The organism is Planctomycetota bacterium (genome assembly GCA_016207825.1).
GTDB lineage: Bacteria > Planctomycetota > MHYJ01 > JACQXL01 > JACQZI01 > JACQZI01.
Map to the genome: position 1 here is coordinate 56,309 of JACQZI010000017.1, position 14,265 is coordinate 70,573.

Annotated in this window: 11 protein-coding genes; 3 read left to right on the forward strand and 8 right to left on the reverse strand. The window is 40.7% G+C overall.

Translation table 11 applies throughout. The features are described 5' to 3' along the window. Window positions 1–318 precede the first annotated feature (318 nt). The 4 genes from HY811_07325 to HY811_07340 form a co-directional block, all read right to left on the reverse strand. Window positions 319–1,353 carry a PIN/TRAM domain-containing protein gene (locus HY811_07325; protein MBI4834610.1) on the reverse strand — a complete coding sequence of 345 codons (1,035 nt, stop codon included), beginning with the start codon at window positions 1,351–1,353 and terminating at the stop codon, window positions 319–321. Between the two features lie 72 nt (window positions 1,354–1,425). Then, window positions 1,426–2,577 carry a deoxyguanosinetriphosphate triphosphohydrolase gene (locus HY811_07330; protein MBI4834611.1) on the reverse strand — a complete coding sequence of 384 codons (1,152 nt, stop codon included), beginning with the start codon at window positions 2,575–2,577 and terminating at the stop codon, window positions 1,426–1,428. A gap of 69 nt (window positions 2,578–2,646) precedes the next feature. Then, window positions 2,647–3,738 (reverse strand): alanine--glyoxylate aminotransferase family protein, encoded by a 1,092-nt coding sequence (locus HY811_07335; GenBank protein ID MBI4834612.1) that lies wholly within the window; start codon window positions 3,736–3,738, stop codon window positions 2,647–2,649. A gap of 134 nt (window positions 3,739–3,872) precedes the next feature. Continuing rightward, window positions 3,873–4,571, reverse strand: a complete 699-nt coding sequence (locus HY811_07340; GenBank protein MBI4834613.1) for a DUF2950 family protein — start codon at window positions 4,569–4,571, stop codon at window positions 3,873–3,875. Between the two features lie 282 nt (window positions 4,572–4,853). Between HY811_07340 and HY811_07345 the strand changes: the two genes are divergently transcribed. From HY811_07345 to HY811_07355, 3 genes are all read left to right on the forward strand, one after another. Next, window positions 4,854–5,999, forward strand: coding sequence for a trypsin-like peptidase domain-containing protein (locus tag HY811_07345; protein ID MBI4834614.1), 1,146 nt, complete (start codon window positions 4,854–4,856; stop codon window positions 5,997–5,999). 21 nt (window positions 6,000–6,020) lie between these two features. Next, the gene (locus HY811_07350; GenBank protein ID MBI4834615.1) at window positions 6,021–7,721 is read left to right on the forward strand and encodes a hypothetical protein; all 1,701 of its coding nucleotides are present in this window, start codon (window positions 6,021–6,023) and stop codon (window positions 7,719–7,721) included. Window positions 7,722–7,978: 257 nt separating this feature from the next. Beyond that, window positions 7,979–9,328: a VCBS repeat-containing protein gene (locus tag HY811_07355; GenBank protein MBI4834616.1), complete on the forward strand. Its 1,350-nt coding sequence runs from the start codon at window positions 7,979–7,981 to the stop codon at window positions 9,326–9,328. 7 nt (window positions 9,329–9,335) lie between these two features. Here the strand turns inward: HY811_07355 and HY811_07360 are convergent, their stop codons facing one another. The 4 genes from HY811_07360 to HY811_07375 form a co-directional block, all read right to left on the reverse strand. After that, complete coding sequence (locus HY811_07360; protein MBI4834617.1) at window positions 9,336–11,120, reverse strand: glycosyltransferase; 1,785 nt, start codon at window positions 11,118–11,120, stop codon at window positions 9,336–9,338. After that, on the reverse strand, window positions 11,120–12,085 hold the full coding sequence (locus tag HY811_07365) for a methyltransferase domain-containing protein (GenBank protein ID MBI4834618.1): 966 nt from the start codon (window positions 12,083–12,085) through the stop codon (window positions 11,120–11,122). Before HY811_07365 ends, HY811_07360 begins: the two co-directional genes overlap by 1 nt. 4 nt (window positions 12,086–12,089) lie before the next feature. Beyond that, window positions 12,090–13,193 (reverse strand): glycosyltransferase, encoded by a 1,104-nt coding sequence (locus tag HY811_07370; protein MBI4834619.1) that lies wholly within the window; start codon window positions 13,191–13,193, stop codon window positions 12,090–12,092. Between the two features lie 257 nt (window positions 13,194–13,450). Next, window positions 13,451–14,260 (reverse strand): glycosyltransferase family 2 protein, encoded by an 810-nt coding sequence (locus tag HY811_07375; protein ID MBI4834620.1) that lies wholly within the window; start codon window positions 14,258–14,260, stop codon window positions 13,451–13,453. Between the last annotated feature and the right edge of the window lie 5 nt (window positions 14,261–14,265).

Sequence of the window (14,265 nt, forward strand, 5' to 3'; positions counted from 1 at the left end):
ATAACACCAGAAAACCAATAAAAAACCCCCAGCATATCGCCGGGGGATGATTGCAGAGCCTTAAGCTATGTCCGTCGCCGGAACTATATAGCCTAAGGACTCCGGAGAGGGGTTTTAATTATTCCTATATATTATATATAAGGCAAAATTCGTGCCAACCAGATAATAATTAGAGTGATATGGCGTATTTTCCGAAAGACATCCGTTCCAACACCCTGAAATATAAAGAGATACAAAATTACGCTTTTTACAAGGAAAATCGGCTGGTTATCCTACAGGCGGAAGTTTTTTCCGCCTGTACGGTAATTTCTGCCTATTTTAAGAACCTCTTTGGCTACCGCCGACATTGGCGAATATCATTTTACCGGCACTTGTCTGCAATACACTGGTCGTGGTTACGGTAAGGCGCTGGCCAATCTTATTCCCAGCACCTTCAACAACTATCATGGTGCCGTCATTTAGATAAGCAACCCCCTGCTGGTATTCTTCCCCCTGGCGGACAATCCTGACTTCCATGGTTTCACCCGGTAAAACGACGGTTTTTAGGGCATTGGTCATATCGTTCATGTTGATAACGGTAATACCCTGTACCTGCGCCACTTTATTCAGGTTAAAATCGGTAGTCATCAAACGCCCTTTGAGGTGTTTGGCAAGTTCTATAAGCTTATCGTCCGTATTTTTTATATTGGGCATTTCCACTTCGCTTATTTGCACGTCAATATTCTTGCTATCCTGCATCTTTTTAAGGATATCCAACCCATGCCTACCGCGGGTTCTTTTCAGGCGGTCGGCTGAATCGGCAATGCGTTGTAGTTCCATCAGGACAAAACGCGGGATTATCAAAGGGGCTTCGATAATTCCGGTCTCACCGATATCCGCAATACGGCCATCAATAATCACGCTGGTATCAACGATGATCGGACTCATGCCTTTTCCTTCCTTGGAAAGTTCGATAAAGGGTATCACGAACTTGAAATCATCCTTGCTGCGTATGATTGCCAGGATAGAAAGAAACGAAACCGCAAAGGTAATGGCAAAAGATAGCCATTCTTTGAAATTAGGCGTATCGGTTACCAGTTTTTGCATCCAAGGAAGCAAAAACAACGCCTGGATGAAAAGGAAAGACACGATAAACCCGAAAACCAACCCGAACATTACCACGGAAATCGTGCCGATATAACGCCTGGTGAAGAAGACCTCCCCCGTCACGAATAGCACGGCTAAAACCATGCCGATAATCAATCCGTAATAGCCGGTGGCATGGTCTGCCGGACCGGTTGAAAACAAAGAACCTATATACCAGCCGATGATTCCGCTGATAATCAAAAATATCGCTCTTAAAATATATAACATTAAACACCTCCTTGCCCTGAATCCGCCTCTGAACCGTTAATGGTTCAGGAATAGTGGTACGGGGCTTTCTAATTACATTTTCTCAAAGGGATAAAATAATTTTTGGTACTCCTCCTGCAAGTACCGATCAGTCATCCCCGCGATATAATCGCAGGTGATACGGTACTTTAACTCATCCTTTTCCAATCTTTTCTGATAACGCAAAGGCAGTTGCTTGGTATCATTTACATACGTATTGAATATCCGTTCGATAAAAAGCCTGCCTTTCCTGGTCATCCTTATCAATTGCGGATGAATATAGAAATTATCGTAAAGGAATTTCTGCAATTCCTTTTTCTGCCTTGACATCGGCTCGGAAAAACAAACCAACCTGACCGGTAATTGGCGAACCTCATCTATCGTTTTTATTTTGTGCTCTTCAAGCAGGCGTTTTGAGTTCTCTATTATATCAGTAATCTCCAGGTTAATGATATAAATAATTTTCTGGGAACGGGATATACTGGGATTATCCGTATCCAAATTTGCTTTATTTTCGGTAGAAGCCCGTTTCCAGAGTTCGAGATTTAATAAATCTTTTTCGTTAATTACTCCCGCCCTGATACCGTCATCAAGGTCATGGTTATCATAGGCGATGCTATCCGCCATATCAACGACCTGCGCTTCAAGTAAAGGCTGCCATTCCGGATGATACATAGGATTAATCTGCGGTTGGTCATAAGCCGTTTTGTGTTTAATCATGGATTCCCTGATTTCCCAGGAAAGATTCAATCCGGGGAAATGCGGGTAGCGCTGTTCGAGCAGTTCCACGACGCGAAGCCCATTGGAATTATGCTCGAAACCACCGTGGTTTTTCATCAGGTCATGAAGTGCTTCTTCTCCGGCGTGTCCGAAAGGGGTGTGTCCGATATCGTGTGACAAAGCGATGCATTCGGTGAGATCTTCGTTAAGGCCCAATGCTCTGGCAATGGTGCGGGCAAGCTGGGTGACTTCAATGGTATGAGTTAGGCGGGTGCGGTAATGGTCGCCTTCGTGGTTTACAAAGACCTGTGTTTTGTATTCGAGGCGGCGGAATGCGGTGGAATGGATAATGCGGTCACGGTCGCGCTGATATACGGTCCGGTATGAATGCTCCGGCTCAGGATACTGCCGTCCTTGGCTCAAACGGCTTTTCATTGCATAAGAAGCCAGTAATTTCTCCTCACGCTCTTCTAATAATTTACGCATATTGAATACAAAAACAGAAAAGGGGAAAATGATGGAACTTATTAGCGCACCATTTTCCCCTTGAGAAATTTATTTAGCTGCCACTAAGGCCGGATTGCTTTTCAGTGTAGCATCTATGACCGAAAGCAATTCTTTCAATTCGTCCTTTGTGGTATCGCCCATATGAGCGATACGGAAAGTGGTATCTTTGAACTTTCCGTAACCGGCGGAAATCATAAACCCTTTCTTGCCGAGTTCTTTATTAAGCTCGCCGATATTGATATTCCTGGTATTGGCAATTGTCGTCAGGGTGATTGATTCATAACCCGGTTCCGGGAACAAGCCGAATCCACCTTTTTTCGCCCATTCACGGCAGTGCATTGCCATATCTTTCACGCGGTTAAACTTATTGTCCAAGCCTTCCTTAAAGAACTTATCCAATTGGTAATTCAAGGCAAAAATATGCGGAAGCGAAGGCGTGGTCGGGGTCTGATTTTTCTCGTCAAACTTCTCGAATTCCGGGAAGCTGAAATAATAACCGCGGTTCTTGACGGTTTTGGATTTATCCAACGCTTTTTTACTGATGGAAAACACCGCGAATCCCGGCGGCAAGGCAAAGCCTTTCTGTGTACTTGAAAGGCAAACATCTATTCCCCATTTATCCACTTCTATTTTGACGCTTGCCATAGAACTTACCGCATCGACCAGGAATATCACTTCGGGATATTTTTTCATGACTTCGCCGATTTCAGGCATAGGATTCATTACGCCGGTAGAAGTTTCGTTGTGGGTTACCAATATTGCATCATATTTACCTGTTGCCAATGCCTTATCAATCATCTCCGGTTTTATCGCTTTGCCCGGGTCAACTTTCAACGAATCAGTCTCTTTGGCGTTGACTATGGCGATTTCATTCCACCTATCGCCAAATTCGCCGCAACTACAGGAAAGAATCCGCTTATCGGAACAATTCCGTACGCAGCCTTCCATAACTCCGGTAGCGGAAGATGTTGACAAAAACACCTTGTTATTAGTGTATAATAATTTCTGTAATTTAGTTTTAACCTGCCCGTGTAAATCCGTATAAGCCTTGGTGCGATGTCCAATCATGGGGGTGCTGAGACTGTTTAACACATCCGGATACACCTCGACCGGACCAGGGATAAACAACTTTATGTGCATACCAATCTCCTTTCTTAAATTATAATAGAATTTACAATATTATTATTTTAATGGCGAATTGCTGCTGGGTCAAGTAAAATAACCTTTTGTGAATATGCCGTAATAAATAGAAATCTACTTTAACATAATGTTTTTTAGTTGCTTGGCTGGCTCCATGGTTTCCCTCCGGAAATAGGGGGCCAGGTTGTAGTGTTGGTAGGATCAGGGGAATTCCATCTTCTTTCTGTAGTGCCAGTTGTATACCATTTATTAGCGTCAAGCATCGGATCTGCTCCATAAACGACCCCTTTTTCGTTTATAATGAAAACCCTATCTCCGCTTGATCCATATTGAGCCGGAGCAGCCATAAAACCAAAAACATAATTATTAGCAATTGCCACACCGGTTCCTGCGTAACAATTTTCGTTATAAACTACCGCCGCATCGTGATCTATCATTGTTTGAAGATAATATCCTGCTTTTGCTCCCAGAGTGGTGCTGATAGAATTCCAATCCTGTGTTATGCTGGCCGTTATACTATCATCCGCATGCCATGAAAAATCAGCCTTAGCCACATCCAGAGAAATATATGCCGCAGGCTGTCCTTCTTTTAACATCCTATAAAGGCCGGAAACATCATAAGTCCAAAAATCCTGTCTCCCCGTCCCGGACATGCCTGTCTGTCGCCAGGTCGCTTCGCCGGCAAAGATGGCTTTTAAGCTGCCGATAGCGGCAACTTCATTAGTTCCTTTCCTGGAAGCCAATAAATTCGGGATTGAAATCGCCGCAATAATGGCGATAATCGCCACTACAATCATCAATTCTATAAGAGTAAATCCTTCTTTACGTAACATACTAATATTACTTTTATATTAATCACTCATAACTGTCAACTAAAAAGTAAAGCCTCTTTGTATTTAAAAAGCTCTTTATTGTTTTTCATTTATTCTAACAAATGGAACTAACTTACGTATCTATTTCACCCGAAGGAGGTCAGAAAAACAGGCTTACGTGCGAGAAAGCCTATAAAAACTCTATCTTTTAGTCAATTTTATCCTTGACTTTTAGTTAATAGATGAGTATATTTAACAATATAATAGCAGATGATAAACTGCCAATAAATTAAAGGAGAAAAAATGAACCAACACAACTTAAAGCATAAAATATTATGGGAAATCTCTTTTGTTATTGCCATTTTGTTAACTATTCCGATTTTGATAAAATTAGATGTTTTTGCACAAGTTAAACCACCCCCAAACAAAGGTTCTTCACCTTTGAAACCAGCCGATACTCCTAACTTTACCAAGAAATCAATAAGCGATGTGGCCAAATTTGTTATTCCATCAACCGTGCAGATTATTAATTTAGTGGAACAAAAATCACAGTTCCAGGGAGAAAAAGGCCAATTAATACCGAGGGGCACCGGGACTGGCAGTATTATCAATAAAGAAGGTATTATTCTTACAAACTCACACGTGGTAAACGGTGCATCGGCACTTTTGGTAATGCTCTCAGACGAAAGGCAATTACCGGCAACTCTAATCGGAGAAGACGTAAAAGCAGACGTCGCTGTTATTAAAATAGATAATCCCCCAGCGGATATTATTCCGATTAAATTAGGAGATTCGGATAAACTGGAAATCGGCGATTGGGCGGTAGCTATAGGTAACCCATTCCGAATGCGTAACACCGTAACCACCGGCATTATCAGCGCCTTAAACCAGCCCCAATCCGCTGAAGTTGCCCAGGAAGACCTTCTTTATATCCAAACCGATGCCCCGATTAACCCGGGCAACAGCGGAGGCCCGCTTGTAAATATGCAGGGAGAAGTCATTGGGATAAACTCATGGATATACAACGCCGGCGCGGGCGGTTCCATCGGACTAGGATTTGCCATCCCTATTAATGCCGCAAAGGAAATCATGCAATCATTGATTACCGATAAAAAGAGTTTCCAGCGATATGTCGGGGTAGAACTCTGGCAAATAAACACCTTCTTAGCATATAGCTACAACCACAAAACACTGGATGATTTCCTGCGTGACATGAAACTTAAGGAAACCACGGGAGGCTTTGTTAAAAATGTTGAACCGGGATCTCCCGCAGCCGAAACAGGGTTAAAAGAAGGAGATGTTATCATTGAATTCGATAAGGCAAAAATAAATTCACCGCGTGAATATTCTATCGCCATATCCAAGCATAAACCGGGCGACACTGTTGATATTAAAGTTATTCAGAGCGGAGAAATCAAAACATTAAAACTAACCATCGGCAAAAAATAATTATTATAAAGGGAGCTAATTATGGGAACGCCTATAATCTATTGTTCTAAATGTCGCGAAATGATACCTCCGGCTGATATAAGCGCCGGAAAAATCATTGAAATTGACGGCAGAAATTTCTGCTATAAATGTTCCCTGGCCTTAAGCCAGGGACAAGCTTCTCCCCCATCTAAACCGGCCGTAAGGCCTCCAGCGCCGAAACAAACCCCTGCGGCAAGACCAATCTCTGCGACACAACCGGCCAAACCATCGGGTATTCGTCCCGCCGGAGTAAAGCCAACTGTTACCAGACCATTAGGCTCACCCCCAGCACTCCATAAACCAGGCGTTTTCCCGTCTACCGTAAAAGGAACATCTCGCCAAAAACCGGTAAGCGGGTTAAGAAAGCCGCAACCTTCACGAGTTGCTTCATCTGAAGAAAATGACGATTTTGAAGTCGTTGATAAAAAGCCATCTTCCAAAAAGTATCTTGTCGGCGGTATAGTTGCGGTAGTCGTAATCGCCCTGGTAGCTATTATATTTGTTTTTTCAGGAAACGATGACAAAGACAAACAAGAGAAAACCAGCAAGAAAAACCCTAAAAAAACATCCCTAACCGATGCCACGAAAAGCCCAAGCTCAAAATCTCCTGATAAATCAACAACAACCACTCCTCCTGTTAGCAAAGAAGAAGCCCTGGCTAACGCGAAAAAAGCCTTCGAGGAAATTGAAGCTTACGAATCTAAAAACCCGCTCGAAAGCAAAGAAATCCTTAAACGCATAAAAAATTCGATTGGGCTTATGGCAAATACACCTTATGAAGAACCAATAAAGAAAAAACAAACAGAACACGATGAAAAAGAGTTTATTATACGTGAAGTCAGGGACTATTACGACTCTTTCGAGGGGGCAAAAAATAAAGGGGAAACCATTGATTATGACTATTACATGAAGAATCTAACTGAGCTTAAAGAGAAAGCCGAAAAGACGACCAACAATACCGAATTGCTCAAATTTACAGACGACCAAATCGCCAAGGTTCAGGAAGGACAAAAAGGCGAAGGACTGCAAAAACTAAGCGATTTAAAAAAGAATGTAGATGAGTTTTTAGGGAAAGAATCTTTCGAAATGGCAAAATCAGAATGCAATAATTTCCCTGAAGGCTATAAAAGCGACCCTGCTATTGCCCAAGAAATAGACAAGCTCGTAGAAAAAATAAACCAGGCTGAACAAGCTTATATCAAAAAGAAAAAAGAAGAAGGCGAAGTCCTATATGACGGTGGCCAACCCGATACCTCCAAATGGATTCCATTTGGCCTGCCCCCGAAAATGGAAGTTCTCGATGACAACACTCTTTCTTTAGAAAATATAAGCGGGCAGGAAAGTTATATTTTTATGGGCGAAACTTCTTGGGTTAATTATACCGTTGAAGTAGAATATAAAGTTGTCCAGGGAGCGCTTAATATGCTGATGCGTTTTGATTACGAACCCCTTAAACAACAGCCTCCTTCCAATCCTAAACCCCCCGTTGAATACCCCTTGAAACGAACACCCGGAGATGAAAGCTGGAAAAAAATAACCTTGGGAATAAACGATAAAACGCTCACCGTTAAACAGGACGACAAACCGGAGGAAAAAAAGACGCTCAACCAAGACTCTGCCACAAACGGGGCATTTGGCTTTGCGTTACGAGCCGGTGATAAAATAATAATCAAGCGCATTAAGGTAAAAGGGATAGAATAAAAACCTCCTGCTTCGGATGTTGTATCATGCCGTATATTATGCTTAGGCGTTTCGTTTTCATAACATTAACTGCCTGTTTTGCCGGATTGCTTTTCTCTTTCGCGGCAAAGGCGGATGGCAACAATCTTTCGTTTGAACATCTTGTATTAGAAACCACTAATAAAGAAATTGACGGATGGGATGTCACGCCTGATTTAGATAACGACGGGTTCAATGAATTTATCATCCAAACCGGACGGGAACTTACCGTATACCAAATGGATAAACAAACCAATGCCGGTATTAAAACGGTTTCAACGTTTCAGATACCAAAAGATGTTTTTATTTACTATTGCACTAAATTTCCAGGAGAAAAAACAGGTGGCTTAATAGGAATAACCCCTGAAAAAATCGTTGCATTCCCTTTTTCTAATGGCCGTTTTGATAAAACTTCCAAAATTATCGCTACTATTTCAACCGCTCTTTTTAAAGGGGAAAGCCGGGTTCCCCTGATGAAAAAGTTCATTTACCCTTGTGACAACTCTCAAGAAAGTCCCTCTCTAATAATCATCCCGGATACGGAAAAGATTATCGTTGTCAAATTAGATGGCGTTAATACTGCCGGTAATAACGTTTCTACGCTTCCTGTTTCACAGGAAATCACGATATCATCAAAATCCCTTGTTAATATAGATAAAGATTTAACAAGCCCGGTCTCTTCCGTATTATATCTGCCTTTCTTTTATTTAAATGATGTAAACGGGGACCAAAAGAATGATTTAATCATTTATGCTGATAACTATATCTTCATAAACACCCAAGACGAAAACGGAAAGTTCAATCGAAATTCCTCTCACCCGCCGGAAGGAATCGATATTTCTTTGCACAGACGCAGAAAAAATGATCAACAGCGTGAATATGAAATAATTCCCGTTATAAAAGACGTTAACAATGATGGACTATCCGATATGCTAGCCTCCAACGGAAGCGAAGGAATAAGCGCAGTCTATTTGAACCGGGGGACTAACATCTTCTTTCAAAGCCAAAAGCCGGATTTCCTTAAACGAATTGATGGCTGGCTTATTTCACATGATTTAACCGATGTAAACAATGACGGAATTCCCGACCTCGTTTTAATCCTGATGCGAAAAGTCGGAGTAACCAGCGGCCTTAAAATACTTTTGGCGCACAGTGTTAACTGGGAAATGGAGGTGTATCTCGGGCGAAACACTAAAGACCCCTCTCAAATCTATACGAATGTTCCTGATTACAACCGGACTATAAATGTTCCTTTTACTCTTTCTCTAGACCCCGATGCGCTTAACTTACAAACACCGTTCCTGTTAAATTTCGATGATGATTTAAACAAAGATAAATTAAATGAGTTAATAATAAAAGAAAGTGATAGTAATATAGTATCCATCTATAACGGGAACAGCGGTGTTTTTGAAAGGGGATCAACTATCAACCTGAATTTAAAAGCGCCAATAGCGTTCACCTCCCCGCGCATTCCTTACGGTAAACCTTTTATTAATGACCTGAATCACGATGGGGAATTAGACTTTATAATTCATCAGCAGGATTTTAAAGGACAACACCACTTCTTTGAATTCTTTATAAACAAATAAAACCTTACTACTTTCCGAAAACGGTTTCTATAACATACCCCGTATCATAACTGATTCTTACAGACAGAAATATAAGACGTCCATTAAGCGTGGCTTGAAAACTCTGAGCAATGGATCTAAAAACCCTATAAACAAAACTGCGTTGCGGCTTAAAATCAGAGACAAAACCATATGCCAATTCGTAAACAAGATGGGGATAGTGGCGCTGCGACCAGGCAGCCTCTTTGCCTTTAGCATAACTCATCTTAAGGATTTTAGTCATCGTTTCAGGCAAAGGATGATAAGCCCAGGTATGAGGAACAACAACCACCTTATAACCGGCCTTACGAACCCGGTAACGCAAGTCCGGGTCAGTTCCGCTTTTTAATTCATCGCTTTCCCACCCGATATCTTTGTATAGCTGGGTCGAAATCGCCAGGCACATATGGGAAACCATATCGCTTTCGGTAATCTTATCCACTATCGGGAAATATGTCCGCGGCAACTGCCTGGCGGCTATTTTTTGAAGATAACTGGAATTAGAAGGAATGAGTTGTGAAGCTCCGGTTAAACCTATTGGATTTTGTAATTTGGGATTTGGAGTTTGGCGACCGAAGGGAGCGATTAGATTTTCTATAACCTTATTATTACCAAGCGTCACATCATCATCAATACAAACCAAATATTTCCCTTTTGCCTCCCGAACGCCTAAATTACGGGCATGCCCATTGGGCGAAACGCCTTTGATGATAATCACCTCAATATCTCCGAAAATGGTTTGATTCTTGATGTCATCCAATAATTTTGGGACATTCCCTTTGCGGTAACCATCCAGCGACGGGATAATCACGGAAACCAGAGGCTTTTCTCTACTAACAATCACTTTCACTTGTTTGTCGCAATATTTAATTAAATCATCTTTAATCCTACTACAACCAAACCATTGTTTCAATCCAGAAACAATTACTTCGTTCAAAAGGTTAATCACATATCCGATGCCATAAGAAATACGGACTGACAGGAAAACAAAATCACCCTTTATTATGGCTCTTAAATTATGCGTGATAAAACGCAATCCCCTATAGGCAAAACTTCTTTTATCCCTAAAAGAAGCGGCTGTTGCCGGAGGTGTCTCATAGATTAAATCCGGATAATACCAGAAATCATGGGCCGCACCTTTCCCCCGCTGAAAAGACGTTCGTAAAAAAGCTATTAAGCTCAAAGGAGGCGGGTGATAAACCAAAGTATTAGGAACAATCACTATTTTATAACCGGCTCGACGGACCCGATACCGTAAATCTGGGTCATCTCCATACATTAGATATTCATTTTCCTGCCCGACTTTTAAAAAAACATCTTTTCTTATCGCCATAGCCGCATGGGTAGCCATATCAGATTCTATTGGGGTCGAAATCTCCGGAAATTGTATGCGGGAAAATTCTTTTGCGCATTTCCTCTGAAACCAATTAGCATCGGGTGGAATAAGCTGAGAAGTGCCTGTTATCCCAATAGATTTATCTTTAAAGATCGGATTAACAAGATTTTCTACTACCCTATTATTTCCCAAAACAATATCATCATCAAAGAACACTATTATTTCCCCTTTGGCCTTTTGGACGCCTGCATTATGGGCTCGTGAGCAAGGGGAAACTCCCTTAACAAGAATCAATTCGAAATCCTGGAATGTCTGCTTTCTGATATCCTCTATAAGCTTAGGGACATTCCCTCCCCGGTAGCCGTCAAAAGAAGGAATAACGACGGAAACTGACGGGTTTTCTTTGCTGATAATTACTTGGACAGTTTCTTTAAACATTATTGCTTTTTAGCATGAATCACATAATGCAACCCCGCCCAACTAACCAACGGGGCAAAGTGCGCTTCCATAAATGACGCTGTTTTTATAATCAACCGGACTAAAATATCCGGGAAAAACTGCAAATAGCTTTCATGGGGCATAATTACGTTTTGCCGAAAGTTTTCTATGGAAAAACCGGCTTCTTTTAAATACCGTTTTAACTGCTTTTTGGTCGCCGGTTTGTCAAAGACCGCTTTTTCATTAGGGTTTGATTTTGGCGGAATAAACAATCTTTTTATCTTTTGGGGCAGCCAGAAAAAACCTTCCCAGAATCTGACCATAAAGCGGGACGGGGTGCTCATAAATAAGCGCCCGCCTTGCTTCAATACCCGATACATCTCTCTTATCGCCTTAGGCTTGTCAAATATATGCTCGATAACTTCAGAGGTAACGATTGCATTGAATATTCCGTCTTTAAAAGGCAATGACTCCGCATCCCCTAAAATGCCGATTATGTTGGTTTTATTTTCTTCTTTAACGCGGTAATTAAGCCAATAAATATTGGGCAGGGCTGGGTCTATCCCTATCATATTTATATTAATATTACTATATTTATTCATGATATCAAAAAGGAAATAGCCGACCCCGCATCCGACATCAAGAATCATATCATCATTTTGAGGCTTTAGCCAATCAATAATTTTACCTTTGACCCGTGAATACCGGTAATCGGCAACGTAACGCGGGTATCCGCCTGATTCCGCCCAACCGTATTCATCTTTATAATACCCCATTTTCTCGTAGCCTTTTTCAAAGACGCTTAAATCCCATTCGCCTTTTTGGGTCACTCCGGTCCTCAGGTCAATAATGCCATGGGAAATGGGATAAGAACGATGGCACAACAAACAAACCAGGGTTGGGCCTGATTTTAATTTCCCACGGCAGTTAGGGCAAACTAATATTTCTTCCGGATTCATAGCCATATATTTATTTCTTTATAAGTCCATCATACATTGCTTCCAATTCTTTAATCATCCTGGGATAGTTAAAAGATTCCTTTACCCGTTCATAGCCTTTTTGCCCCATTTTGTCCCTTAGTTCCTTGTTTTTAAGCAGTTTAATAATTGCTTGTGCTAAAGAACCGGAATCAGCCGGCGGCACTAAAATTCCCGTAATACCGTTCGATACTACTTCAGGAATACCTCCAGCTTGAGTGGCAACGATAGCTTTTTTCATTGCCATGGCTTCCAAAAGAACTACCCCCAGCCCTTCGCTTAAAGAAGGTAATACGACTAAATCAAACAATGAAGTTAATTCAGAAATGTCGTTTCTCACGCCTAAAAACAAAATAGAATTAAACACGCCTGTTCCTTTAGCTTGTTTTTCCAATATATCTCTTAAATGACCTCTGCCAACAAATATGAATTTTACACTTGAGTACTCTTTTAAAACCAAAGGAATTGCTCTTATTAAATATCGATGCCCTTTAATGGAGGAAAGATTAGCTACCGTGCCAATCACAACTGAATCATCAGTAATTCCTAATGCCTGTTTCTTTTTTATCAAAGCTGCATTATTGACAACAAAATTATCTAAATCGATATTATTATATATTACATCTATTTTAGATGGGTTAATATTTGCTTTATCTGCAAAAGATGATTTTACATATTTAGAAACAGCGATAGTTTTAGCGGTAAAACAGGAAATCATTTTTTCTGTAACTAACTCTGCTCTTGAACGTTTTTCAGTCGTATGATGCAATGTGGTAATTATTTCCGGGATACGCGCCAAAACAGCGGAAAGCCCGCCTATAACATTTGATGCCCAAAGATGAGTATGGACAATCTGAGTATGCTGTTTTCTCATCAGCCAGGCCAATTTAAAGACTAGCCAAGGTTTCCATTTCCGCAGCCCTAAAACAACTACTTTTATTCCGGCATTTTCCACATCCGGAACTAATTCCCCTCCGCCAAACAGACAGCAAACCGTGATGTTATATTTAGTTTTATCCAGATGTTTAAGGGTATTAACAAAAATAGTTGGACCACCCATTCCTAAATCATCCACAACATACATTAAATTAATCATTAGACATCTTACACAACAAGGCTTATAGTAATATTATCTCCTTTTCAGAAGGTTAGGTTCTATTGTAATCTTAATCGATTGCTCATTCTCAAATTTACTATCCCTGTAATTTGCTTGAATATCCGCTAATATTTCATTAACTCATTCCTGAATATCTCTTCAGGCAAATAATCTTTTCTATTTCTATCTAGACAGAGCCTTTACAATAAGGACAAATTAATCTCTTATTTAAATCTGATTTCATGATGTAATAATATTTATACTCTATTAATTATCATATTTTTCACATATTCCGTAAGCCCTTTATAAATAGTCCGGCGCCGTGAGCAGGGAGGAAACAACCGTCTATCAATATAGTGGCGAATCACGAATAATTTATCTACTAAGAATAATTCCAATGGATTATATAAAGAACGGTGTTTTTGCAATATCTGCCTAGCCGTTATCAAAACTTTTCCTCGCAACTTCGTCCTGGGTTTTTGTTTATGCACCCTAAAAAAAAGCAAGGGTTCGGGAAGTAATTTACCATAATACTTTTTTTCAGCAAAAGCAAGCCATAAATTCCATTCTTCAATAACCGCGATAGATGGGTCACATCCGCCTGATTCAAGATAAGCCGATTTCTTTATCAAACCGCTTCCGTTAATAGATTGCCCTAATTTAAGATGCTTCAAATTATATTCATCGTGTTTTACCAGCCCATTTATTGTGCCAAATAACGTCATATAAGTATATACAAACGTAACATTATGTTTCAACAAGACAGAAAGTGTTTTTTCTACATAAGATGGGTGGATTTTATCATCGGCATTTAAAATGACACAGTATTCACCTGTTGACGCCAAAACCCCATTATTAAAAGTCGTTCCTGCTCCCTTGTGAACCTGATTAATTAATCTCACCGGATATTTCTGCGCAACTTCTATGGTATTATCCGTTGACCCATCGCTTATCACAATAATCTCAATTGGCTTATAAGTCTGATTAAGGGCGCTTTCAATCGCCTCACTTAAATAACACCCGTAATTATAGCACGGGATAATAATACTTACTAACGGGATATTCATTCTTT

Excerpts from the sequence above, each read along its gene's own strand:
- HY811_07325 (MBI4834610.1), bottom strand. The coding sequence starts at position 1,353 with ATGTTATATATTTTAAGAGCGATATTTTTGATTATCAGCGGAATCATC.
- HY811_07330 (MBI4834611.1), bottom strand. The coding sequence starts at position 2,577 with ATGCGTAAATTATTAGAAGAGCGTGAGGAGAAATTACTGGCTTCTTAT.
- HY811_07335 (MBI4834612.1), bottom strand. The coding sequence starts at position 3,738 with ATGCACATAAAGTTGTTTATCCCTGGTCCGGTCGAGGTGTATCCGGAT.
- HY811_07340 (MBI4834613.1), bottom strand. The coding sequence starts at position 4,571 with ATGTTACGTAAAGAAGGATTTACTCTTATAGAATTGATGATTGTAGTG.
- HY811_07345 (MBI4834614.1), top strand. The coding sequence starts at position 4,854 with ATGAACCAACACAACTTAAAGCATAAAATATTATGGGAAATCTCTTTT.
- HY811_07350 (MBI4834615.1), top strand. The coding sequence starts at position 6,021 with ATGGGAACGCCTATAATCTATTGTTCTAAATGTCGCGAAATGATACCT.
- HY811_07355 (MBI4834616.1), top strand. The coding sequence starts at position 7,979 with ATGGATAAACAAACCAATGCCGGTATTAAAACGGTTTCAACGTTTCAG.
- HY811_07360 (MBI4834617.1), bottom strand. The coding sequence starts at position 11,120 with ATGTTTAAAGAAACTGTCCAAGTAATTATCAGCAAAGAAAACCCGTCA.
- HY811_07365 (MBI4834618.1), bottom strand. The coding sequence starts at position 12,085 with ATGGCTATGAATCCGGAAGAAATATTAGTTTGCCCTAACTGCCGTGGG.
- HY811_07370 (MBI4834619.1), bottom strand. The coding sequence starts at position 13,193 with ATGATTAATTTAATGTATGTTGTGGATGATTTAGGAATGGGTGGTCCA.
- HY811_07375 (MBI4834620.1), bottom strand. The coding sequence starts at position 14,260 with ATGAATATCCCGTTAGTAAGTATTATTATCCCGTGCTATAATTACGGG.